Here is a 20,624-nt window from a genome sequence, read left to right as displayed (position 1 = left end):
GTTGCGCGGCCGGGGCTGCGAGTGGTCGGGTGGAGATATGCATCGCGGTGGCGGACTGGGCGAGGGGACCGACGGCCTGGGTCCCGAGCCTGCCCGGCGTGGGAAACACCGGCGCCACGAGCGGGAAGCACGTGACGAGCCTCCCCCTCCGACGAGCAGGAGCGGGGGCCGCGTGGGGGTGACCTACAAATACTTCGGCGCACCCGACGGAGCCACGGCGGCACGCGTCCCGATCTCGATGCGCCCCGAGGAGCTGGGCGGCGACGAGCTGGGCATGGGCGGCATGTTCAGCAAGGTCAAGCCCGAGACGATAGCCGCGATGGTCCTGACCGGCATCCAGGGCATGCCCCTGCACAAGGTCCCCCCGCTGGAACTGGTCGTCCTGCACCCGGACTACGCGGTGGTCAAACTCCCGATGACGGTGGTCGACCCGCTGCGCGACATAGGCGAGGAGTCCGTGGGCGCTGCGGCCTTCATCTGGTCCACGGTCCCGGACCGCGGCGGCCCGCGCGACGCGTTCAACGTCTACCAGATGCTCCACGAATGGCAGGACTTCAGCCACCGCCTCCACGAGGCAGGCCACCAGCCGTACTGCCTTGTGTGGCCGTGACGCGGTTGACGTGCGGGTAACCAGCGGGGTCCCCCGCCGATTGTCCTGACCTCAGACACCGATCGACGCGGCCTCTCCGCACTCGGACGGTGGCCGTTGAGGACGGTGAAGCAGGACATGGTCCAGGGCGACCCCCTGTAGGCAGGCGGCCAGGTCCTGCGGGCCTAGTGTCGCCAGCGCCCACAGCGCGCTGAGCTTTCGGCCGGAGGACCAGATGGTGGTCGTGGGCGGCTGGAACGGCAGGACGGCGATGCCCGCAGCGGCGAACGGTGCTGGGTCGAGGTAGGACATGCCGCCGGTACCGCACACATAGGCGCGGGCACCGGTCACGGCAGCGAGGTCGGCGAGCCGCTGGGAGCGGCCCGGCCGGGAGGGCAAATCGCTGCTGGTGAGGATCTGGCCCTGCCAGCCGAGCAGGCCCAGCAGCAGACGAGTGGAAGCTGTGGCGACGGCAGCGGTTCTGCCGGTGTCGAAACCGTCCAGCACCGGGTCCAGGAGCCGGGCGAGGGTCGGCCAGTGCGGACTCGCTGTGTAGTGCTGCCGCAGCATCCCGGCGGTCTTCCGGCGGGCCCGGTCCGGATCAACGATCCACGCGTCCCTGATGAGGGTCGACCGTCCGTGGGGAAGGCGGGTGGGGATGGTGAGCCACTGCGAAGGGTTCGCTTCGTCCAGGGCACCGAGTCGCGCTCGGTGCTGGTAGTCGCGGCGGGTGAACTGCACGTCGTCCAGGACGATCCAGTAGTCCGCCGCGAACAGCTTGGCCAGCGTGGTCAGTCTCGGGAACAGGTTGGGCTGGTGAATTGCGCACAGTCCGCCCGGCTCTGGTAAATCAGGAAGCGATGAGACGGCTGGTGAAGCCGTCATGGATGAGGGATTCGTACGCGCCATGCACGTCCTCCGGGACCTCCTGCTTGATGGCGAATCCGAGCTTCGGATACTCGATGACCCGCTGGAGATCGCCGACGAGCATGTCCAGGACGAGCTTCTCGTCGCCGATGGACTTCACGTAGTCGTCGAACTCCAGTGGTTCCGACGCGCAGAGGATCTCGACGTCGGGCCACAGCTTGCGAGCGGTCGCGAACGACCGCCGTTCCATATAGGGCTTGGAGACCAGAAGCACCGTCGCCGGCACGATGCCGGCGGCGGCGAGGACTTCACGGGAGAGGGTGATGTTCTGCCCGGTGTTGCCTGCGTCGGGTTCCAGCAGGATCGACTCGGCAGGGACGCCGAGGTTGATGGCGTGCTCGCGAAAGTGGACGGCCTCGCCGCGCGGGAAGACCTTGGCGGTGGTGGGGCTGTTGCCGCCGGTGAAGACCAGGGTGGGGAACAGCCCTGCGCGATACAGCTCGGCGGAGTGGGTGGCGACGCCGAGGTCGTGGCTGCCCAGGCCGATCGCCACGTCGACGGGCCGCAGCTGATGGCGCATCTGGTGGTAGTCCCAGATCAGCGCGGCCCGACGCCACTGGTCCTCGGTGATGGCCTGCTGGTTGTCGCTCACGCGTCTCTCCTGGTCATCGTCGCCGGGGACCGGTCGGCCCCTCACTCGTGGCCTTGATGCCCTCGATACTGCGCAGTTGGTGCACGAGCCCGTACTGCGCGGCCGTACGGGCAGCCTGATCAAGGACGAGGAGTCCATCATCCCGGGTCGCCGCGTCGGAGAGCAGGATGTGGCCATGGGCGGTGTCCAGCCGTACGCGTTGCATCGGGGAGTCGACGGCCCCGCTGCAGCGGGCGATGTCGATGAAGCGCAGGGCCTCGGTGAGGTCGCCGGCGCCACGGCGGGCGAGAGCGAGTTTCTGGTGGGCCACCGACCAGTCATCGGGTTCGGTGAGGTCCTCGAAGTCGCGGGTCGCGGCCTGCATGACGCGGGTTGCGTAATCGTGCCGGCCGTTTTTGCTCAGCGCGGTGCCCACCCACAGACGGGCCCTCGCGCGGTCCCGACGGGAGAGGCGGTCGTCGATGGCGAGGGTTTCGTAGTGGCGGGCGGCGATCTCCAATTTGCCGGACATTTCCGTGACCACCGCGAGAGAAAGGTCGAGCTGGGCGACGCGACGCGGAATGTCGAGCTGGGCGAAGACGGCGCGAGCGCCGGCGTAGGAATGCTGGGCGGACAGAGGGCCGAGCACAGCGCCTTGGTCGCGTTTGAGGTCACCGAGCAGCGCGGTCGAGCGGGCGAAAAGGTACAGGCCCTTTTCATCCAGTTCCGGAGCGTTGAACCGCACTAACCAGCGGCTGAGCAGGCTGTCGGCGAAGGTAAAATTCTGCCGGGAGAGCGCGACGACGACGCGTTCCAGGTCCTCGGCCCACGACTCGTACTCCCAGGCTCGGGGACCGGCGGCGGTGACGCGCCGTCCAGCGTTCTGCACGGTGCCGGCCATCTCGGACAGGAGCGTCTCGAAGCGCAAGTGGGCGGGGGCGTCCGCGCGTCCGAGGGCGGTGTCGAGGATGGCCTGGGTGTCGGGTCTGGGCTCGGTTCCGGCGCGCTTGCTCTCCCACTTCGAGACCGTCGCTACGGCCACGCCGAGGTGCTCGGCAAAGGCCCGCACACTCATGCGCAGGGCGAGACGCAGCGCCCTGGCCTCCAACCCGGTCCAGTGGTGCACCGTTGCCACGCTCACTCCCTTCCGACGTCATCGAAGCAGAGGTACGCGGCCGGCGGGACAAAAGTGGAACGGAAGTAGAACGGCGGGTGATTGGTCAGAAGTCCGGCGACATCCATGCTGAGGTTCGTCACCACTTGTCGACCCTTTGGGCGGTCCCCACATGACACCCCTTACGGAACATCGCCTGGTCAGTGGACCTGTCGTCTACGGCTTCCTGCGGCTGGTGCGGGTCTCCGGAGCGCGCCACGAGGCGCTCGTCGCCTCACTCGCCGAGTACTGCCGCAGCCACGAGCTGGAGCTGTCCGGCGTCTTCACCGATCGCGAGGCGAGCACTGGCCCCGATTCGGTGGCCTTCACCGGTCTGCTGGACGTGTTGGCCCTGCCGGATGTCTACGGCGTACTCGCCCCGGCCGCGTCCCACCTCGGCCCGAAAGCGACAGCCGCTGAACGCGGTCGGCGGATTGAGGCGGCCGGGTCCCGGCTGCTTCTGGTCCGCCGGTCCCGCCCCGCGTGTTCGCCGACTGCCCCCAGCACGACGGCCCGCCACCACAGCACGGGAACCACCCGCCTCCTGGACGCCGAGTCATGAGGGCAGCGTTGACGGAAACTGTGCAGCGCTTCTTCGCGGCCCACCCCGAATCTGTGCGACAGGCAAGGGAATTCGCTTGCGAGACCCTGTCCGGATGGGACCTTGCAGGACGGATCGACGACATCCGCCTGTGCGTCTCCGAGCTGGCGACGAACGCATTGGTCCACGGCACTGTCTCCGACCACGGATTCCTGGTCCGCCTCGACGCCGGGACCGACGTCGTACGCCTTGAGGTGCACGACAGCCGCCGCCTGCGCCCCGAGAGCCGCCAGGCCGCCGACACCGACGTGTCCGGACGCGGTCTGGTCTTGTTGGCCGCGCTTGCCGACGGCTGGGGAGTGCAGGACCGCGCTCCGCTCGGAAAGATCGTTTGGTCCTGCTTCAAGACCGCAGGAGGGACGACCACGTGAGCGCCATCCGCACTCCGCCCGACCCCAAGCTTCGGTGACTGGCCTCGCTCGCCGCCCGGGGCTGGCCAGATGCCGGTCCGAACGGCCGTGGCCTCGTCCGAATCCTGCTTACCCCCAGTCCCACCTCCGCCTACCCGGGCGCTACGGATGAGAGGCAACTGCCGTGGAAACCTTCGAACGCGCCAAGCTGGACGCATACTTCGCCCGGATCGCCGTCCAATTCGCCCCCGCCGAGCAGACCTCGTCGTTCCTGATCACCCACCTACTGGCCGAGCGCCCCGCATTCGTCCGCGCCGTTGCCGCGATGACGCGGCTCACGGCGGTGCTGCCCAAGCCGAAGTCCGTCCACCCGGCTGCCCAGCGCGAGACCGAGCGGACCGTCGCCGTCGATACCCTGACCCGCGAACTGTTCACCGACCCGGACACCGCGCTGGACTACTTCGAATCCCGGGCCGCCGGGGAACCCGTGTCCCTCCTCGATGTCGGCGGCTATTTCGCGCCCACCCTCACCGACATCCACAGTCGCTTCACCGGTCGCCTGGTCGGCGTCGTCGAGGACACCGAGAACGGCCACCGCCGCTACGAATCCCTCGACAAACTGCCTTGCCCTGTCATCTCGGTGGCCCGCTCCCCGCTCAAGGATCCCGAGGACTACCTCGTCGGCCAGTCCGTCGTGTTTTCCACAGAGGCCGTCATGCGCGGGCGTGGCGACATCCTCCACGGCCGCCCCGCCCTCGTGATCGGCTTCGGCAAGCTCGGCTCCTCCATAGCCCGGCTCCTGCACGCCAAGGGCGTCCAGGTCACTGTCTTCGACATCGACCCCGTACGCCGCACCCAGGCCCTGTCTCAGGGCTTCACCGTCGCGCGCGATCGCGAGACCGCGCTCACCGGCGCCGGCCTGGTGCTCTGTGCGACCGGTGCGGTCTCCCTGCGCCGCGAGGACTTCTCCCACCTGCGCAACGGCGCCTACGTCGCCACCGTCACCTCCAGCGAGGACGAACTCGACCTCGCCGGTCTGTCGGACGTCTACACACGCACTGTCGTCGGCGACCATGTCACCCGCTACCAGACCACCGGCCATTACTTCTATCTGGCGAACGGCGGCAATGCCGTCAACTTCATCCACGGCGCGAGCGTTGGGCCATTCATCTTCCTGATCCAGGCCGAGATCCTCGCCGCAATCAGGATGCTTACCCGCGGAGATCTCGCCCCTGGCATCCACGAGGTCCCCGCACCTGACCGCGAGGCCATCGCGGCGACCTGGCTCTCCTACTTCAACAGGTGATCACCATGCCCATCACGGCCAACCACATCCGCACCACTATCACCGCGTACCTCGATCAGTACCCCGAGGACAAGCGCGAGATCGGCATCGTCCAGTGCCTCCTCGACGACGGCGACGACCTCACCAGCCGCAAATCCCTGCCCGGCCACGTCACCGCGGGCGCCATCCTCGTCGGCCGCGACGGCCGTGTCCTGCACATCCTCCACAACGCCACCGGCAAATGGCTGCTGCCCGGCGGCCACATCGAGCCCTCCGACGACACGCTCCTGCAAGCCGCCGGCCGTGAACTCGCCGAGGAGACGGGCGTCCCGCCCCACGTCGTCACTCCACACAGCGAGATCCCGCTCCACGTCGACATCCACCTCATCGACGCCAACCCCGCCAAGGCCGAACCCGCCCACCAGCACTTCGACTTCCGCTTCCTCTTCCGTACCAGCGCCGACATCGGCGAACTGCAAACCGAGGAGGTCACCGACGCGGCGTGGCGCACGGTGGAGAGCCTCGCCGACGAGCGGCTGAGGCAACGGGTCGCCAGGGCGCTTCTCTGAGCGCCGAGGGTCGACGGCTCCGGAGCACGGGTACGTTGCGCGGCCCTACCGCTCCGCGTAGCGCAGGAACTGCCAGCCCAGTACGGCCAGGGCAGCTGTCTGTGCGAGGGAGACGATCACGAGTAATGGCTCGACGGCCGGAGAGCGCCAGAAGGCGGTGACGCAGATCATCGGCAAGGCCACATGCGTGAGCAGATCCACAGCGGTCTGGAGTCGCTTGCGCGTGGTGTGGGTCGCGTCGGTGCGGTGGTACGTCTCCCAGCCGAACACCGCGCCGGGGGCATCGCTGAGTTCGGCCAGGCGCGGTCCCAACTGGTCGCGGATGTAGCAGCCGACCGCCGAGATCTTCTCGTCGTTGACCAGGTAGGTCCAGCCCAGGATCATGCAGATCACGGGGACGGCGAGCAACAGTTGAGACTTGCCGCTCTGGACGGCGATCGCCACGACCGCGGTGGACGCGGCGAGTGTGAAGTAGAGCAGGTTGTCGCGGAATCCTATGCGGGTCTTCTGCTCCTCCTTGATGCGGTCGTACTCGGCCAGCAGCAGTCTGCTCTCGGTGACGTCTTGGGTGTCGGCCACGGCCATTCCTCAGCTCGGGTTCCGGCTGCGCTGATGCGTGGGCGGGCAGGGCTCCGGCGCTCCGGCCCCTGCCCGCCCTGAAGGCCCGGACGAGTCAGTCGGCTGCTCGGAAGGACGGAAGATTGTTGGGGTTGTTTCGCTCGATCCAGCCCTTTCCGTCCGCCGCGATTCCTTCCAGGAGGCGGAAGGTGTGGATGAAGCCAGCCGCGTTGAGGTTGATCTCGGCGATGTCCTGGGCGTTTTCGTCCGGCGCCAGTTGATGGGTGTCGGCGTCTTTGACGCGAATGTTCCTGGCCGGCCCGTTGGTGAGGACGAGCTCCAGGTCGTAGCCGGTACGGGTGCGTTCCGTGACCTGTACGGAGGACAGCGCGTCGAACCGGTAGTTGCTTCGCTGCTCGTCCCCACGCTTCGCGTCGGTGAAATCGAATTCTGTGCTGATTTCACGCACGCCGTCCTGTGTGACCAGGAAAAGACGGATGCTGTAGCGCGAGTACCGCCAAGGACCGCCCTTTACCCGCCCTCGCTTGTAGGGGCGCGCGGGCGTCAGCAGGATGGTGTGGGTGATCAGGTCGCGCCAGGTGAGCTGGTAGTGGCGGAGTGCTTCGTCGACGAACAGCGTCTTGTCGCAGGTGAGCCAGGTCTCCATCTCCAGCTCACTGGGTCGCGTGGCGTCCAGGAACGACTTCCAGTTCTGGTACGCGACTTGCCGCCCGTACAGCCGCTCTTGGTACAGATGTGTTTCCTCGGCCGTTCGACGCTCCTCACCCCAGGCCTCCAGCCACAGGGACGCGGCCTCGCGTCCCGACCAGACCGCACCGACCACCGCCAGGATGGCCAGCAGCACCCGCGACGCGTCCGCGCCTGCGGCCACTGTCGCGAGCAGGGCAAGGGTCGAGATGCCGAGAATGATGACGGCGACCACACACAGGACCTTCGTGACCACCGGCGTCTTGTTCTGGTGGCGTTGATCGAACAGAGTGCCTTTGTTGAACCGGTCGCGGGCGTCCTCGGCGAGATGGCGGATCAGCCAGTTGACCCGGTCCACGCTGATTCGGCTCTCGCGGTACAGATACGCGATCTCGGTGGCGAGGCCATTGCGGACGTGGAAGGTGTGACCGAGCCATTCGTGCGAGGCGAACCCGTAAGGCGTGCGGATGGCGAAGTAATGATCGAACGAATGACGGACGCGCTTGGTGAACCCGTCGCCGGCAGCGGCGGGATCACCTGTCTGTGCGACGTAGAGTTCACGATTTGCGGCCTTCAGCTGCCGGTCCTGGTACCACCACGGGCGGCCGAAGTGAGCCACGGTCAGGCCCGCGCCGAGCGCCACCAGCAACTCGATCACCGCCGCGGCCGGATCTGCGGCCAGCGCCAGAAGCCAGAGGACTGCGGTGACGACGACAAACAGCCCGGCTCGGAGGGGGAGGGCTGCCCGCGCGGCGGGAGCGGTGCTCGGACGGGGCTGTTCCTCTTTCAGCACCGCGTTCAGGGTGCGGCGGCCGATCTTGGCCATCAGGGGGTTGTCCGCCGAGTGGGTCAGGAAAACCAGGGCCAGTGCCAGGGCCCAGCCGCAGGCCCGGTTCCAGGTGTTGTCGTCGGCTCGGGCGGAGGCGCGGCGGCCGTCCCATGCGGGCGCGGCGAGGGCGTCGTGCCACACCTGTTGCGCGGCGGACCGTTCTGCGGGGGTGGGCCAGGTGGGTCAGTTGGGACGTCGTGCCGGCGGCGACGAGGTCGGCGGCCAGGGCGCGTCGGGGCGCGCGTACCAGGTGGTCGCCGCCGAGCCGGCGGACCAAGTTGTCCCAGCCGTTGGCCGGCACCGTGATGTCGGGCCCGGCATGTCGATGACGTCCACCGGACGATCCCAGGTTTGTGTGGTGACAGCTGTGACAGGCTTGCTGACGACGTGGTGGAAGCCGACTGCCGAGGAGGGCCTCGATCATGACTGACCCATGGTCTTCGGACGATCTGCGACTCCTGAGCGAGGCCGGGGAGCTGGAGATCGCGGTCAGACGCTCCGACGACACGCTGCGGCAGTGGGTGCCGATCTGGGTCGTCTGCGCGGGTGGGCAGACGTACGTGCGGACCTGGTACCGGCGGGACACCGGCTGGTTCGGTGCCGCTCTGCGGTCGCGCCGGGCCCGTGTCCGCGTGCCGGGTCTGGAGGCCGACGTCACCGTCGAGGACATCGGCGACGCGTCGGCCGAGGTCACGGGCGAGGTCGACGCCGCGTACCGCGCCAAGTACGGCGGTGGTGACGACGGTTCGATGGTGACGGCCACGGCTGCGGCGTCCACCCTGCGGCTCGACCGCGCGTAGGCGGAACCCTAGGTCGTGTCCGGTACGAGTACGGCCGCGCCGTTGACGCGGTCGGCCGCCAGGTCGGTCAGCGCCTGGTCCGCGCGGCTCATCGGGTACGGGGTGACGGTGACCTGAATCCCGATGCGACCGGCGAGGGCCAGGAACTCCCGGCCGTCCTGGCGGGTGTTGGAGGTGACGCTGCGCAGGTCGCGCTCCTGGAAGAGATGGCGCTGATAGTTCAGCGAGGGGATGTCGGAGAGGTGGATGCCGGCGACCGCGAGCGTGCCGGAGCGGTCCAGTGCCTCCAGGGCCACCGGGACCAGGTCGCCGACGGGGGCGAACAGGACGGCCGAGTCCAGCAGTTCGGGCGGCCGGTCGTACGCGTCGCCCGCCGACGCGGCGCCGAGGCTGAGCGCCAGTTCACGTGCCCGCGCCGACCTGGTCAGCACATGGACGGTGGCGCCCTCGGCCAGGGCCACCTGCGCCGCCAGATGCGCCGAGGCGCCGAAGCCGTAGATGCCGAGCCGCCCACCCTCGGGCAGTGCGCTGCGGCGCAGCGCGCGGTAGCCGATGATCCCGGCGCACAGCAGCGGCGCGAGCGAGGCGGCGTCCTGGTCCTGCGGCAGCGGGTAGGCGAAGGCGGCCGGAACCAGCGCCAGGTCGGCGAAGCCGCCGTCCTCGTCCCAGCCCGTGTAGACGGACCGGGGGCAGAGGTTCTCCTGCCCCGCCCGGCAGTAGCGGCACGTCCCGCAGGTGCCCCGCAGCCAGGCACCCCCGGCGCGGTCGCCGACACCGAATGTCGTCACCCCTTCACCCACGGCGATCACACGCCCGACGATCTCGTGGCCGGGGACGGTCGAGGGGTGCCGGGGCGCGAGATCCCCCTCGGCCAGATGCAGATCCGTACGGCAGACGCCGCACGCCTCGACGCGTAGCGACAACTCCCCCGGGCCCGGCGCGGCCGGTCGCCGCCGGACCCGTACCAGCGGGCCGGTGTCCATGGGGCCCGGCCGCTCGACGGCCCAGCTGTGCGGTGTCTCCGGGACGGAACCGGCAGTGGTCATGATTCCAGCGTGCGGCGGCCGCCCCGCAGGGGCAACCGGGTCCGCGCCCCCGCCAGAGCGGCTAGGAGGGCTAAGACGGCCGGAGCGCCTAGGAGGCCTGGCTCAGCGCCGGGTCGGTGCGCCAGATCGCGGCGAGGTCGGACAGCGGTACGCCAAGTACCTCGCTGAGCCGGACGACGGTGCCGAACGCGGGCGTGGGCAGCCGGCCGGTCTCGATCTTGCGCAGCGTCTCGGGCGAGATCTCCGCAGCCAGGGCCACTTCGGCGGGGCTGCGTCCGGCTCGGGCGGTCCGCAGCGCGGCCCCGAGGCGTCGGCCCGCCTCGATCTGTTCGGGGGCGAGCGGATGGCGAACCATGCCCACATGCTAGAGGCGTGGGTGTACGGCGGCAACCATCGCACCCTCCGCCCCTCTGGTATAAATATACCTGTCGGCCGCCCCGGGAATCGAGGATCGCAGTGATCGTGCACAAAACTCCGCAGGACATCGAGCGTATGCACGTCACCGGCCAGTTCGTCGGCGAGGTGCTGGCCGAGCTGGGCGACCTGGCGGCGGTCGGAGTCAACCTGATGGACCTGGAGCACCACGCGCGCCGCCGGATCAAGGAGCGCGGCGCGGAGTCGTGCTACTGGGACTACGCGCCCTCCTTCGGCAGGGGCCCGTTCCGCAACGTCGTATGCCTCTCGGTGAACGACGCCGTGCTGCACGGCCTGCCGCACAGCTACAAGCTGCGCGACGGCGACCTGCTGACGATGGACATGGCGGTGACCGTCGACGGCTGGGCCGCCGACTCGGCCCACTCCGTCGTCGTCGGCACCCCGGCCGAGGAGGACCTGCGGCTGATCGAGGCCACCGAGGTCGCCCTGGAGGCCGCGATCAAGGTCGCCGTGCCGGACAACAGGCTCGGCGACATCTCGGCGGCCATCGGTGGCGTCGCCGCCGAGTACGGCTACCCGGTCAACCTGGAGTTCGGCGGCCACGGGATCGGCCGCACGATGCACGAAGACCTGCACATCCCCAACGACGGCCGCCCCGGCCGAGGCTGGAAGCTGCGCCCGGGCCTGACGATCGCGATCGAGCCCTGGTTCGCCGCCGGCACCAACAAGATCGTCTTCGACCCGGACGGCTGGACGATCCGCTCGGCCGACGGCTCACGCACCGCTCACTCCGAACACACGGTCGCGGTGACGGAGTCCGGCCCGCTGGTCCTCACCCGACGCCCTCAGAAGAACGAGCAGAGCAGCAAGGGCCGGGAACCCCGGAAGAAGTCGTCGACACCCGGCCACTGACGAGGACTTCGCCGGGGGCGGCGCCCATCCGGTCGGCGTCCGCCTTGACGACGTAGACCTCCCAGGGCTCCCTGCCGGGGCCGTGGACCCACACCTTGTCCTGGACGGCGTAGCAGCAGGACGTGTCGTTCTCCTCGAACGTGGCGAGCCCGGCGTCCTTGAGGCGGGTGGTGGCGGCGGTGACCTGCTCTGCGGTCTCGACCTCGACGCCGAGGTGGTCCAGCCGGGTCTCCTGACCCGGTTCGCCCTCGATGAGGACGAGTTTGAGCGGCGGGGTGCTGATCGCGAAGTTCGCGTAGCCGGGCCGGCGCTTGGCCGGTTCGACGCCGAACAGCTTGGAGTAGAAGGCGACCGACGCTTCGAGGTCGCCCACGTTGAGGGCGAGTTGGGCACGGGACATGGCTGTCTCCCCGGATCTCTCTGACATCCTGCATCGATGACTGTCGATGACCGTCGATGCAAGCTTGCGTCTTGTATCGACAGCCGTCAACATAGACGCATGTCGAAACAAGAGCTGGTGGTCCTCGGCCAGGACGACGACGGTGACGGCTGCTGCCCCACCCTCCTCACCGCGCCGCTGGACGAGGAGCAGGCCGCCGATCTGGCCAAGGTGTTCAAGGCCCTGGGTGACCCGGTGCGGCTGCGGCTGCTGTCGATGATCGCCTCCCGCGCGGGCGGTGAGGTCTGCGTCTGTGACCTGACCCCGGCCTTCGACGTCTCCCAGCCGACCATCTCCCACCACCTCAAGCTGCTGAAGCAGGCCGGGCTCATCGACTCCGAGCGGCGCGGGACGTGGGTCTACTACCGGCTGCTGCCGCAGATGACGGACCGGCTCGCCGCGATCCTCACCCGCCCCGCCGGGCAGCAGCCGGCCGGGACCGCGTGGTGAGCGACACCGCCACAGCGACGCCGGCAGCGCCGGCAACGCCGGCAACGATCACGGCCGGTCGTCAACTCCCGTTCCTCGACCGGTTCCTCACCGTCTGGATCCTGCTCGCGATGGCCACCGGCCTGGGTCTGGGCCGCCTCGTCCCCGGCCTGGGGAACGCACTCGCGAAGGTCACCGTCACCGGGGTCTCACTGCCGATCGCGGTCGGCCTGCTCGTCATGATGTACCCGGTCCTCGCGAAGGTCCGCTACGACCGCCTGGACACCGTCACCCGCGACCGCCGCCTGCTCGTCCCCTCCCTCGTCCTGAACTGGCTCGTCGGCCCGGCCCTGATGTTCGCCCTCGCCTGGGCCTTCCTGCCGGACCTGCCCGCGTACCGCACCGGCCTGATCATCGTCGGCCTCGCCCGCTGCATCGCCATGGTCATCATCTGGAACGACCTCGCCTGCGGCGACCGCGAGGCCGCCGCCGTGCTCGTCGCGCTGAACTCGGTGTTCCAGGTCGTCGCGTTCGCCGCGCTGGGCTGGTTCTACCTGACCGTGCTCCCCGGCTGGCTCGGTCTCGAACAGACCGCCCTGAACGTGTCGGTCTGGGAGATCGCCCGCTCCGTCCTCGTCTTCCTCGGCATCCCGCTGCTCGCCGGATTCCTCACCCGCCGCCTGGGCGAGAAGGCCAAGGGCCGCGGCTGGTACGAGACGAGGCTCGTCCCGCGCATCGGGCCCTTCGCCCTGTACGGGCTGCTGTTCACCGTCGTCGTCCTCTTCGCCCTCCAGGGCGACGCCGTCACCTCCCGGCCGCTGGACGTCGTACGGATCGCCCTGCCGCTGCTGGTGTACTTCGCCGTGATGTGGGCCGGTTCCATGGCCACCGGCCGCGCGGTCGGGCTGGGTTACCCGAAGGCGACGACCCTGGCGTTCACGGCGGCGGGCAACAACTTCGAACTCGCCATCGCGGTCGCGATCGCCACCTTCGGCGCCACCTCGGGCCAGGCGCTCGCCGGAGTCGTCGGCCCGCTCGTCGAGGTTCCCGTCCTCATCGGCCTGGTCCACGTGGCCCTGGCCGCCCGCCGCTTCTTCCCGGAAGGCACCGGTCCCGCCCATGCCTGACCCGAACCCGCCCGCGTCCGGGACCAAGCCGTCCGTCCTGTTCGTGTGCGTCCACAACGCCGGCCGCTCGCAGATGGCCGCGGCCTTCCTCACCCGCCTCGCCGAGGGCCGGATCGAGGTCCGCTCCGCCGGATCCGTACCAGCCGATACCGTGAACCCGGCAGCCGTGCGGGCCATGGCCGAGGTCGGCATCGACCTGTCCGCCGAGACGCCGAAGGTGCTGACGGCGGCGGCCGTTCAGGCGTCCGACGTGGTCATCACCATGGGCTGCGGCGACACCTGCCCCGTCTTCCCCGGCAAGCGGTACCTCGACTGGCAACTCGACGACCCCGCAGGCCAGGGCATCGAAGCGGTACGGCCCATCCGCGACGAGATCGAGCGACGCGTCCACACCCTGCTCGCCGAACTCCCGTAACTCCGCCAATTCTGCCGAGCCAGGACGGGGTCTCCACACCATTCGCAGCGCCGCTCGCCGCGCTCGCTTCAGAGCACCTGCGCGGAGCCGAACTCGACGAACCGGCGGAGCTCTTCGCGGACCCGCACACCTCGAACGCGCAGATCTTCGTCGTCCGCCGCGTGATGGAGATCCGCAGTGATGTCCAGCACCCTCGTCGCGGCATCGACCAGTCGCGGGTCGTCGGACAGAAAATCGACCTGGTAGAGACAATGCCAGGCCGATGCCCGAATGCGGTAGCACTCTGCCTTAGCCTCTAGGCGGGCAGCCTCGGGGAGTTGGCGATGCGCGGAGTCCCAACGCACGAACTCCGCCCTCCGATAAGTCATGATCACCTTTGCGAACTCACCATATACAGCCAGTCGCTGCTCTCTCAGCCGCTCGGACCGCGCGAACATCTCGGACCGGGACGTCGAGCGACTCTGCAGCATGTGGTTCACCACAGATCCGGACAAGGTCCCTAAGATCGCTATCGCCGCCGCCACATAAGAGTCCACCCAGGAAGTCAAGCACGCGGCTCGGGAACCACGCACCTCAACTGAACGCAGCACTAACTCCGGTCCAACAGCTCGGCTGACACGCACTCAGATCGTGCGTATGGTGGAAACCCTGGCTCGCTTACCAAAGCCTTACCTTCGTGCACGCGTGGTACGGAGTGTGGCAACTGTGACCAGAGGGGGATGTGTTGCAGATTGTCGGCCACCATACGCATCTGTCCGCCGGCGACATTAGACGCCTCATCGGAAGTGTCCCGGCGCTCTCCGATGCGACATCTGCGGGTGAGCCGCTGATACGTCTGCTTCCGGGCGGTTATACCGGTTCGCTCGTCGCACTGATCTGGACAGCCCACTTGGACCCCGTCGTACTCAAAGCTGGTCCGGGCGAACAGATCACGGCGGAGCACGATCACAGAGCGGTCTTCACAGGGGGCGACCCCTGGCTGACCGAATACGGCGTTGACGGGATCTACGGACCGGTGGAGGTAGAGATCGACGGCCGGCCGGACCTCTGGTCGGCGTTGGTATACCGGTACATCGGCGGAAAGACCTTCGAGGAGATTGACAACTACGGTGACTTCGAGGCGCTCATCCGGTCTTATCTGTGGAACACGAATCGCGACGAATCCCCGTCCGAAGCGACGCTGCGCGAGTGTTTCCGCACCATCGCCCTAAACCTCGCGGACAACAAGAGCGTCCGTGAATCGAACGTCGCCCAGCCTCTGCTCAAGTACATCCCGCCTCTCCGATGGGACGCGGGGATTATGGCAGCTATCAACACTGCGCGGTCTTTCTGTCCCGACCTCCCCGAACTGGTGGGCTTCCGGGAATGGTGGGAGGAGGGCATCGCCTCCATCCGCGTGGCACCTGTGCACGACGACCGCCTGTTGCACGGCGATGTACGGTTCGCCAACATTCTGGTGGACTCAGTTCATTCAGAAGTCCATCTGATCGACTTCGGGAACGGCCGCCGGGGACACATCTTCGAGGACTTTGCTCGATTCGAGACAGATCTGCTCTTCCGTACCACTCCTCGGATCGAAGGCAGTGAAGGACTGGACCAGTCGAAGCTTTTCGAGGCGGTCCAGTATCTGCTGCGGGACGAGGTCAGTCTGGGGGAAGGGAACAGGAACGACAGCAGTCGGCAGGTCAAATGCATCAGCCAATGGCGTCAGGTCATGTATCAAGCCCTCCCCAAGATGACCCTCCCGGGGGCCCTGATGATGTACCGATGGTTCCTACTGCGGGAATGCCTCAAGAGAACGCGGTGGACGGCCGGGATCTCATTGGGCCACGACGAGCCGGATTCGGCATCACTGATCTACACCATCTGCGCCCTGCGCCGCCGGCTGTCCGGAGCGGGTGAGGTCGGCACCCGGATCTCCACCGCCCCCCAAGTTCTCGCCGCCTCCCTGCGCTGCCGGGCCGCGTTCGTCCCGACACGTGGATCGGAACGCGTGGTGAACCAGCAGCGGAACGCCGCGAAGAAGGCGGCACTCGAAGAAGCGGCGACCAGAATCTCGACGGTCCGCCTCCTTGCCGAGACGGGACAGTCATATCTCTCGGCGAGAGGGCAGTTCATCGGCGAAATCCGCGACGTACTGAGTGCCGGGGGCGGCGTGCAGGTAGCAATTTGCAGTCCCTACGTACCCGAGTACTTCGGACTCTCCAAATCCTACGAAGAACATGACGAGCGTTCCTACACGCTCAACGCCGATCTACTCAGGAAAACGGACGAGAGCATCGGCGGCTTCGAAATCCTGCACCGGGAGTTCGGACCCCTGATCGAAGTCAGACTGTGCAGATTCGGCGTCGGTGCGACCGTCCTCATCACCGACGAGACATCATTTTACGAGCCGTACTTCAGGACGCAGCGCGCCAAGCGGCAGAGGCTCCTCTTCGATTCGTTCGAGCTCCAATTCGATAGCTCGGGACTGCACAGCAGAAGCCTGATGGAGGAGACGTTCGCCTTCCATTGGAGGAATTCCGACCCGGTACTGGAGGCCAAGAACAGGTTGAGCGGGTACGAAGCCCTCCGCGAAGCGTTTCTGGACCTCTGGCCGTGACCGCCGAGACGAGTGCGGCCCAGCACTTACCCCCGCTGATAGCGGAGCATGACACCTGGATAAGCGTCGATCCGGTGACAGGCTGCCCTGCGGACTGCGCATACTGCTACCTCGGCCCTCTCGGTCTGCGCGCCACCAGGCCGGTCCCGCGCATCACACCGCGCCGCACGGCTGAAGAAGTGCACAAGTTTCTGCACGGCCGACGGGCCGAACTGATTGACCCACTCGAAGACCCCACACCACTGTGTCTCGGAAACTACACCGATATGCTGATGACTCCGGAGAACAGACGGGCGACGGTCGAGACACTGCGGGAAATATCCCGGACCATACGGCCGAGAACCACCATACTCATCACCAAATCAATACTGCGAGAGGAAACCGTCGCCGAGATCGATGAGCTCGAATGGCCTGTGGTGTGGTTCTTCAGCCAATCTTTCGCTCGAAATGCCGGAATACCCCTGGAACGGGGCAGGATCTCCCACTTCGAAGACACTCTTGCGAATGCACGCCTGATCAGCGCCTCGAAGAATCAGCAGGCTGTTCATTTTTGGCGCCCTTTTGTCCAGGAGCTGACGCCGGCGCCCGCCGACATGCCTTTCTGGGTCGCATCCCTGAAAAATTCCGGCATGCGCTGCTCCGTACTGACGGGCTTACGGCTCGGCCCCGGGGTTCCCGACGACGATCCTCGGCTGCACACCCATTTACCCGATTCGATGCGAGCGGGACTGCGAACGACGCAGATGTTCGATCAGGAGAGCTGGAAAGAGGCAACCCGGGCCGGACGGCACGTCGGCTACCCCGTCTACCGGAACAGCTCGTGCGCCTTGGCGCTGGTCAGTGAGGCCAGGGAGCAGCTCGGCACGTGGAACCCGGCCGTGTTCGCCGACCGCTGCACTCCCTGTTTCTGTCCTGCGGACCAGCGCCGTAGATGCTTACCCATTCGCCCTCCGAATCATGAAGAAGGGCACAATCCAACTGAACTGTGTGAGAGACTGGGGCGCTTCTTGAAGATAAACAGCGATCGCATCTCCATCAATGAAGTCAAGAAATACCTATATATTGAGGCTGCCGTGTCAGAGTTTGATTACAACACGATTATGCACGCCATGCGCGGGCGCTACGTACCGGTCGTACAGTCGACCGAGTGGCGCAGGGCATGGAAAAGCGCATGGTCGACAGAGGCCAGGCGGCGCGCGGGCGACGACCCGACGGCGCCCTTCCGAAGTGTGATGCCCTGATGAGTGAGCTCCTACCGAGCAGTACCGCCACCGCCCCGCCCGCGGAGTACAGCGCGCGCATCGATCGATTGCGCCAGATCACCGGTTTCGTCACGGTGTACGGGGAGGAAACTGATCCCCGCGTTTCGGTATTCGCACGGCTGTGGCATGTCGAGCGGGTGGCACTGGTCACCAAAATGATGTCCGGCATCACCGATGCCGGAAAGGTCGAGCGGGTCGACAAGCTCGTCTGGCTTCATGATCTCAACAGATGGCCGTTCGCGCACAACGCCGAGCGAGGTTTTTTCGATCAGGCCGACAATGTGGCGGAGTATTTCTCCGCCGACACGGACCTGACTGCTGAGGATGTGCTCGATCTTCGAAGAATTCACGAGAAAGACCCTGCGGCCCTCTCGCACGAGGGCAGGATTGTTCTTTTCGCCGACGCTCTCACAGGCGCGATCGAGGACATTCTCCTGGCGGTGACTGGTCTGAATCTGCATCCACGTGTCATCCCCCGCGAAGTGGAAGATCTTCTGGGTTTCTCGCTGCGACAGGGCCAGTGGTACACCCAATGCGCGCAACTGACACGCACCCTGCATACCGCCGGCGACCCACAAATTTCCGACTTCCAGGAAGAGTTCAAGTACGTCTTCAGCTCACTGATCAAAATCTTCCTCGACCGGCACAACCTCAACGAACTGCACTCAGGGTGCCAGGAGCTCTTCTCTATCACCGGCTACATCAAGAAAAAATTCATCCGGCCGGTGATTTTCCCGGTGAACAACGAGCAGGTATGTCACTCCTCGTGGATCCGGCACCAGGTAATGCCCTGGTATCTCACCCACGTAAAGGACGCGAGGACGCGGCTGCTCAAAATCGGGGAAGCTGAGTTCGTCGCTGATGTCTTAGCTCTTGATTCGCCATTCAAAGCTGACCAGTTCCTGGCGGACATGGAGTATGTATCCCGTGAGACACCTGCGCGGGCTTTCGTCAGATGAACGACATCAACGGAATTGCGAACATCCCCGTCGGGCGGACCGTAGTTGCGCCAGGCCGCCCGCTCGCGGCGCCGGTACGGGCGGCTCGTGGCGACGGTACGGGCGGCTCGTAGTGTCGGTGCGCCGGTCGCGCCGCTCAGAACGTGGCTATCGGGTTGACCGGGGCTCCCGTCATGCCGTGGATGCGGGGCGGGGCGACCGTCAGCATGAAGCTGTAGCGGTTCAGCTCCGCGCACAGTGCCGCCAGGTCGTCCAGTTCGGCCACGTCGATCAGGGGCATCGCCAGCCGCCCCAGCGCGACGCCGTGCAGCGGGGACGGTCCGCCGGGGTCCAGGGGCGGATACGCGTCTCCGCGGTCGCCGGCGAAGACCGAGACGCCCCGGCTGTGCATCCAGCGCACCGCGTCGACGCTGATTCCCGGCGTCGGACGGTCGGCGAGCAGGGGGTGGGCCGGCCAGCCGAAGCGGACCACCAGCGCGTCTCCCGACCGTACTTCGACGCTCTGACGCTTCTCGGCCGCCTCGAAATCGGTGGACGACACGGGGTGTCCGGACGGAAGGGGCTCTTCGGGGGCCAGGTCGAGCAGCACTCCCCGCGTGACGATGCCGGCGGCGAAGGCCGTGGTCGACGCCGCCGTGACACCTCCGGCCGTCACGACCTCGGCCCTCGGCCGGCCGGGGTAGACCTCGTCGTCGCTCGACCAGTGCGCGAGCGCGTCGATGTGCGTGGACTTGCCGTGGTGGTTCGCGACCAGCATCACATCGGCCGCGACGCCCACCCCGGTGTAGGCCATCATGTGCTGGACGGGCGAGGTCTCCACCGTCGTGGGCGAGAACGGGGTGCTGAGCATCGGCTGGGGAATGATCGGCTGCGCCAGCGAGGCCCATCGCCCGGTCCGTACCTCAGCTGCGGCCGCCGCGCGTACGTCGTCGGTGATCAGGTTGAGCGTGCCCAGTTCGTCCTCGGCCCCCCACCGCCCCCAGTTGTCCGGCAGGTCCGGCAGGTCCGGCAGGTCCGGCATGGCGGGCTGGGTCGGGTCGGTCTGATCGGCCATGTGGTCGGCGCCCTCTCGTCACTGTCCGCCGCGGCCGGCGGCTCCACGTCGGGGCGACGCTACTCCACCGCGTCACAGGGCGATGAGGCCCGCCTCCGTGGGGCGGAAGCCGCAGGCTTCGAAGTAGAACGGGCGGAGGTGTTCCTCGAAGTCGACGTGCAGCCATTCGCAGCCCGCCGCGCGGGCGCCCTCGGCCGCTGCCTTGATCAGGGCCGCGCCGATGCCCTGGGAGCGGGCCACGGTGGAGACGACCGTGTCCAGGACGAAGGCGTGGGAGCCGCCGTCCCAGGCGACGTTGACGAAGCCGACGAGGGTGTCGTGCCGGCGGGCGCAGACCCAGCCGAGGCTGTGGCGGGTCAGTTGGGTGCGCCAGTCGGTGAACTCGGCCGGGTGGCCGAAGCCTTCCGCGTGGAGGTCGTTGAGGGCCTTGTTCTCGAACTCGCCCCGCCAGGTGTACGTGTACGTGTCGGTGTCCGGCGCCTTCGGGGTCAACAGGTCCAGCGCCTCCGTCCAGTTGAAGACGCCCGGCGTCGTGACGTGTGGTTCGTACGTGCCGATGCGGACGTTCATCTCCCGCAGGCGGGTGAGGCTTTGGCGGTAGGCCGGGTGGGCTGCCTGCGCCGCGTTCACGCACGGGAGGGCCGCCGTGGGGACGCGCAGGCCGTGGGCCTCGCAGAGGATGCCGAGGGCCAGGGTGTCGGAGATGCCCGCCGCCCACTTGTTGATCGTGTTGAACGTGGCGGGGGCGACCGCGATGGCGTCCGGGTCCGGCAGGGGGCGTGGGTCGCCGGGGCGGCGCCAGGCCGAGCGGATCGGGTAGCCCGTCTGCGCCTCGATCGCCTTCGCGTCGATGAAGCCCAGGCCCTGCGGGGTCGCCACCACGCCCACGTCCCAGCCCTGTCGCTGGGCGGCGGTGATGAGTTCGCCGACGCCGCCGGCGATCCCGGACGCGCAGACGACCACGTACAGGAAGGGTCTCGTCCCGGGGCCGGCCTCGGATGTGTTCGCGGTCATTCCGGTCAGCCTAGACCGGCCGGCCCCGGGACCGCTCGCGCGTTTCCCGG

At 67.5% G+C, this 20,624-nt stretch carries 23 protein-coding genes and 2 pseudogenes; 13 read left to right on the top strand and 12 right to left on the bottom strand.

The features are described 5' to 3' along the window. Window positions 1–37: 37 nt before the first annotated feature. Window positions 38–610: a hypothetical protein gene (locus OHS57_RS22420; protein WP_078863475.1), complete on the top strand. Its 573-nt coding sequence runs from the start codon at window positions 38–40 to the stop codon at window positions 608–610. A gap of 51 nt (window positions 611–661) precedes the next feature. On the opposite strand, the gene OHS57_RS22415 is transcribed toward OHS57_RS22420, so the two are convergent. The 3 genes from OHS57_RS22415 to OHS57_RS22405 are packed head-to-tail and all read right to left on the bottom strand — an operon-like array spanning window position 662 to window position 3,222. Continuing rightward, window positions 662–1,474: a WbqC family protein gene (locus OHS57_RS22415; RefSeq protein WP_328583157.1), complete on the bottom strand. Its 813-nt coding sequence runs from the start codon at window positions 1,472–1,474 to the stop codon at window positions 662–664. After that, entirely contained in the window at window positions 1,440–2,108 is a 669-nt protein-coding gene (locus OHS57_RS22410; RefSeq protein WP_328583156.1) for a YdcF family protein, read from the bottom strand. Before OHS57_RS22410 ends, OHS57_RS22415 begins: the two co-directional genes overlap by 35 nt. A 13-nt stretch (window positions 2,109–2,121) precedes the next feature. Continuing rightward, complete coding sequence (locus OHS57_RS22405) at window positions 2,122–3,222, bottom strand: helix-turn-helix domain-containing protein (RefSeq protein WP_328583155.1); 1,101 nt, start codon at window positions 3,220–3,222, stop codon at window positions 2,122–2,124. A gap of 151 nt (window positions 3,223–3,373) precedes the next feature. On the opposite strand from OHS57_RS22405, the gene OHS57_RS22400 reads away from it, so the two are divergent. The 4 genes from OHS57_RS22400 (at window position 3,374) to OHS57_RS22385 (ending at window position 6,045) form a co-directional block, all read left to right on the top strand. Next, window positions 3,374–3,802 carry a hypothetical protein gene (locus tag OHS57_RS22400; protein WP_328583154.1) on the top strand — a complete coding sequence of 143 codons (429 nt, stop codon included), beginning with the start codon at window positions 3,374–3,376 and terminating at the stop codon, window positions 3,800–3,802. An 8-nt stretch (window positions 3,803–3,810) separates the two neighbouring features. Further along, a complete protein-coding gene (locus OHS57_RS22395) occupies window positions 3,811–4,212 on the top strand; it encodes an ATP-binding protein (protein WP_328583153.1) in 402 nt (133 codons plus the stop codon). A 163-nt stretch (window positions 4,213–4,375) separates the two neighbouring features. Beyond that, window positions 4,376–5,497: an adenosylhomocysteinase gene (locus OHS57_RS22390; protein WP_328583152.1), complete on the top strand. Its 1,122-nt coding sequence runs from the start codon at window positions 4,376–4,378 to the stop codon at window positions 5,495–5,497. Window positions 5,498–5,502: 5 nt separating this feature from the next. After that, window positions 5,503–6,045 (top strand): NUDIX hydrolase, encoded by a 543-nt coding sequence (locus OHS57_RS22385; protein WP_328583151.1) that lies wholly within the window; start codon window positions 5,503–5,505, stop codon window positions 6,043–6,045. A 45-nt stretch (window positions 6,046–6,090) separates the two neighbouring features. Here the strand turns inward: OHS57_RS22385 and OHS57_RS22380 are convergent, their stop codons facing one another. Continuing rightward, window positions 6,091–6,630, bottom strand: a complete 540-nt coding sequence (locus OHS57_RS22380) for a hypothetical protein (RefSeq protein ID WP_328583150.1) — start codon at window positions 6,628–6,630, stop codon at window positions 6,091–6,093. A gap of 88 nt (window positions 6,631–6,718) precedes the next feature. Beyond that, window positions 6,719–8,281: a hypothetical protein gene (locus OHS57_RS22375; RefSeq protein WP_328583149.1), complete on the bottom strand. Its 1,563-nt coding sequence runs from the start codon at window positions 8,279–8,281 to the stop codon at window positions 6,719–6,721. A 281-nt stretch (window positions 8,282–8,562) separates the two neighbouring features. Here OHS57_RS22375 and OHS57_RS22370 point away from each other — a divergent pair, with 281 nt between their 5' ends. Further along, window positions 8,563–8,940, top strand: a complete 378-nt coding sequence (locus OHS57_RS22370; protein WP_041986029.1) for a DUF2255 family protein — start codon at window positions 8,563–8,565, stop codon at window positions 8,938–8,940. Between the two features lie 8 nt (window positions 8,941–8,948). Here the strand turns inward: OHS57_RS22370 and OHS57_RS22365 are convergent, their stop codons facing one another. Together OHS57_RS22365 and OHS57_RS22360 are read right to left on the bottom strand one after the other, a co-directional pair. Further along, window positions 8,949–9,986 (bottom strand): zinc-binding alcohol dehydrogenase family protein, encoded by a 1,038-nt coding sequence (locus tag OHS57_RS22365; RefSeq protein WP_328583148.1) that lies wholly within the window; start codon window positions 9,984–9,986, stop codon window positions 8,949–8,951. Window positions 9,987–10,074: 88 nt separating this feature from the next. Next, the gene (locus tag OHS57_RS22360; RefSeq protein ID WP_041986034.1) at window positions 10,075–10,341 is read right to left on the bottom strand and encodes a helix-turn-helix transcriptional regulator; all 267 of its coding nucleotides are present in this window, start codon (window positions 10,339–10,341) and stop codon (window positions 10,075–10,077) included. A gap of 101 nt (window positions 10,342–10,442) precedes the next feature. Between OHS57_RS22360 and map the strand changes: the two genes are divergently transcribed. After that, window positions 10,443–11,273 carry a type I methionyl aminopeptidase gene (map, locus tag OHS57_RS22355; RefSeq protein ID WP_328583147.1) on the top strand — a complete coding sequence of 277 codons (831 nt, stop codon included), beginning with the start codon at window positions 10,443–10,445 and terminating at the stop codon, window positions 11,271–11,273. On the opposite strand, the gene OHS57_RS22350 is transcribed toward map, so the two are convergent. Further along, window positions 11,194–11,673 carry an ArsI/CadI family heavy metal resistance metalloenzyme gene (locus OHS57_RS22350; RefSeq protein WP_328583146.1) on the bottom strand — a complete coding sequence of 160 codons (480 nt, stop codon included), beginning with the start codon at window positions 11,671–11,673 and terminating at the stop codon, window positions 11,194–11,196. The two genes, map and OHS57_RS22350, sit on opposite strands and share 80 nt — an antisense overlap. 99 nt (window positions 11,674–11,772) lie before the next feature. Between OHS57_RS22350 and OHS57_RS22345 the strand changes: the two genes are divergently transcribed. From OHS57_RS22345 to OHS57_RS22335, 3 genes are read left to right on the top strand one after another with little or no spacing between them, the layout of a single operon-like run. Then, window positions 11,773–12,162: an ArsR/SmtB family transcription factor gene (locus OHS57_RS22345; protein ID WP_328583145.1), complete on the top strand. Its 390-nt coding sequence runs from the start codon at window positions 11,773–11,775 to the stop codon at window positions 12,160–12,162. Then, window positions 12,156–13,268 carry an ACR3 family arsenite efflux transporter gene (gene arsB, locus OHS57_RS22340; RefSeq protein WP_443042938.1) on the top strand — a complete coding sequence of 371 codons (1,113 nt, stop codon included), beginning with the start codon at window positions 12,156–12,158 and terminating at the stop codon, window positions 13,266–13,268. The genes OHS57_RS22345 and arsB overlap by 7 nt, the downstream gene beginning before the upstream one ends. Further along, complete coding sequence (locus tag OHS57_RS22335; RefSeq protein ID WP_328583144.1) at window positions 13,261–13,683, top strand: arsenate reductase ArsC; 423 nt, start codon at window positions 13,261–13,263, stop codon at window positions 13,681–13,683. The genes arsB and OHS57_RS22335 overlap by 8 nt, the downstream gene beginning before the upstream one ends. Before the next feature lie 68 nt (window positions 13,684–13,751). Here the strand turns inward: OHS57_RS22335 and OHS57_RS22330 are convergent, their stop codons facing one another. Next, window positions 13,752–14,153 (bottom strand): hypothetical protein, encoded by a 402-nt coding sequence (locus OHS57_RS22330; protein WP_328583143.1) that lies wholly within the window; start codon window positions 14,151–14,153, stop codon window positions 13,752–13,754. Between the two features lie 254 nt (window positions 14,154–14,407). Here OHS57_RS22330 and OHS57_RS22325 point away from each other — a divergent pair, with 254 nt between their 5' ends. Genes OHS57_RS22325 through OHS57_RS22315 form a run of 3 tightly spaced genes read left to right on the top strand, consistent with a single transcriptional unit; the run spans window position 14,408 to window position 18,506 of the window. Beyond that, entirely contained in the window at window positions 14,408–16,285 is a 1,878-nt protein-coding gene (locus OHS57_RS22325) for a phosphotransferase (protein WP_328583142.1), read from the top strand. After that, window positions 16,282–17,526 (top strand): hypothetical protein, encoded by a 1,245-nt coding sequence (locus OHS57_RS22320; protein WP_328583141.1) that lies wholly within the window; start codon window positions 16,282–16,284, stop codon window positions 17,524–17,526. The genes OHS57_RS22325 and OHS57_RS22320 overlap by 4 nt, the downstream gene beginning before the upstream one ends. Next, the gene (locus tag OHS57_RS22315; protein ID WP_328583140.1) at window positions 17,433–18,506 is read left to right on the top strand and encodes a hypothetical protein; all 1,074 of its coding nucleotides are present in this window, start codon (window positions 17,433–17,435) and stop codon (window positions 18,504–18,506) included. Before OHS57_RS22320 ends, OHS57_RS22315 begins: the two co-directional genes overlap by 94 nt. A 136-nt stretch (window positions 18,507–18,642) precedes the next feature. On the opposite strand, the gene OHS57_RS22310 is transcribed toward OHS57_RS22315, so the two are convergent. The 3 genes and pseudogenes from OHS57_RS22310 to OHS57_RS22300 all read right to left on the bottom strand — a co-directional run. Next, window positions 18,643–19,560 (bottom strand): cyclase family protein, encoded by a 918-nt coding sequence (locus OHS57_RS22310; RefSeq protein WP_328583139.1) that lies wholly within the window; start codon window positions 19,558–19,560, stop codon window positions 18,643–18,645. Window positions 19,561–19,632: 72 nt separating this feature from the next. Next, a pseudogene (locus OHS57_RS22305) lies at window positions 19,633–19,953 on the bottom strand (GNAT family N-acetyltransferase); the annotation flags it as partial. 87 nt (window positions 19,954–20,040) lie between these two features. Then, window positions 20,041–20,574: pseudogene (locus OHS57_RS22300) on the bottom strand (flavoprotein); the annotation flags it as partial. Between the last annotated feature and the right edge of the window lie 50 nt (window positions 20,575–20,624).

The organism is Streptomyces sp. NBC_00370 (genome assembly GCF_036084755.1).
Taxonomy (GTDB): Bacteria; Actinomycetota; Actinomycetes; order Streptomycetales; family Streptomycetaceae; genus Streptomyces.
Note: the sequence above shows the minus strand (reverse complement) of the source record. Positions and strands in the feature narration are given on the sequence as shown.

Excerpts from the sequence above, each read along its gene's own strand:
- OHS57_RS22415 (WP_328583157.1), bottom strand. The coding sequence starts at position 1,474 with ATGACGGCTTCACCAGCCGTCTCATCGCTTCCTGATTTACCAGAGCCG.
- OHS57_RS22335 (WP_328583144.1), top strand. The coding sequence starts at position 13,261 with ATGCCTGACCCGAACCCGCCCGCGTCCGGGACCAAGCCGTCCGTCCTG.
- OHS57_RS22310 (WP_328583139.1), bottom strand. The coding sequence starts at position 19,560 with ATGGCCGATCAGACCGACCCGACCCAGCCCGCCATGCCGGACCTGCCG.
- OHS57_RS22360 (WP_041986034.1), bottom strand. The coding sequence starts at position 10,341 with ATGGTTCGCCATCCGCTCGCCCCCGAACAGATCGAGGCGGGCCGACGC.
- OHS57_RS22365 (WP_328583148.1), bottom strand. The coding sequence starts at position 9,986 with ATGACCACTGCCGGTTCCGTCCCGGAGACACCGCACAGCTGGGCCGTC.
- OHS57_RS22370 (WP_041986029.1), top strand. The coding sequence starts at position 8,563 with ATGACTGACCCATGGTCTTCGGACGATCTGCGACTCCTGAGCGAGGCC.
- OHS57_RS22330 (WP_328583143.1), bottom strand. The coding sequence starts at position 14,153 with ATGCTGCAGAGTCGCTCGACGTCCCGGTCCGAGATGTTCGCGCGGTCC.
- OHS57_RS22350 (WP_328583146.1), bottom strand. The coding sequence starts at position 11,673 with ATGTCCCGTGCCCAACTCGCCCTCAACGTGGGCGACCTCGAAGCGTCG.
- OHS57_RS22420 (WP_078863475.1), top strand. The coding sequence starts at position 38 with ATGCATCGCGGTGGCGGACTGGGCGAGGGGACCGACGGCCTGGGTCCC.
- OHS57_RS22380 (WP_328583150.1), bottom strand. The coding sequence starts at position 6,630 with ATGGCCGTGGCCGACACCCAAGACGTCACCGAGAGCAGACTGCTGCTG.
- OHS57_RS22400 (WP_328583154.1), top strand. The coding sequence starts at position 3,374 with ATGACACCCCTTACGGAACATCGCCTGGTCAGTGGACCTGTCGTCTAC.
- OHS57_RS22385 (WP_328583151.1), top strand. The coding sequence starts at position 5,503 with ATGCCCATCACGGCCAACCACATCCGCACCACTATCACCGCGTACCTC.
- OHS57_RS22345 (WP_328583145.1), top strand. The coding sequence starts at position 11,773 with ATGTCGAAACAAGAGCTGGTGGTCCTCGGCCAGGACGACGACGGTGAC.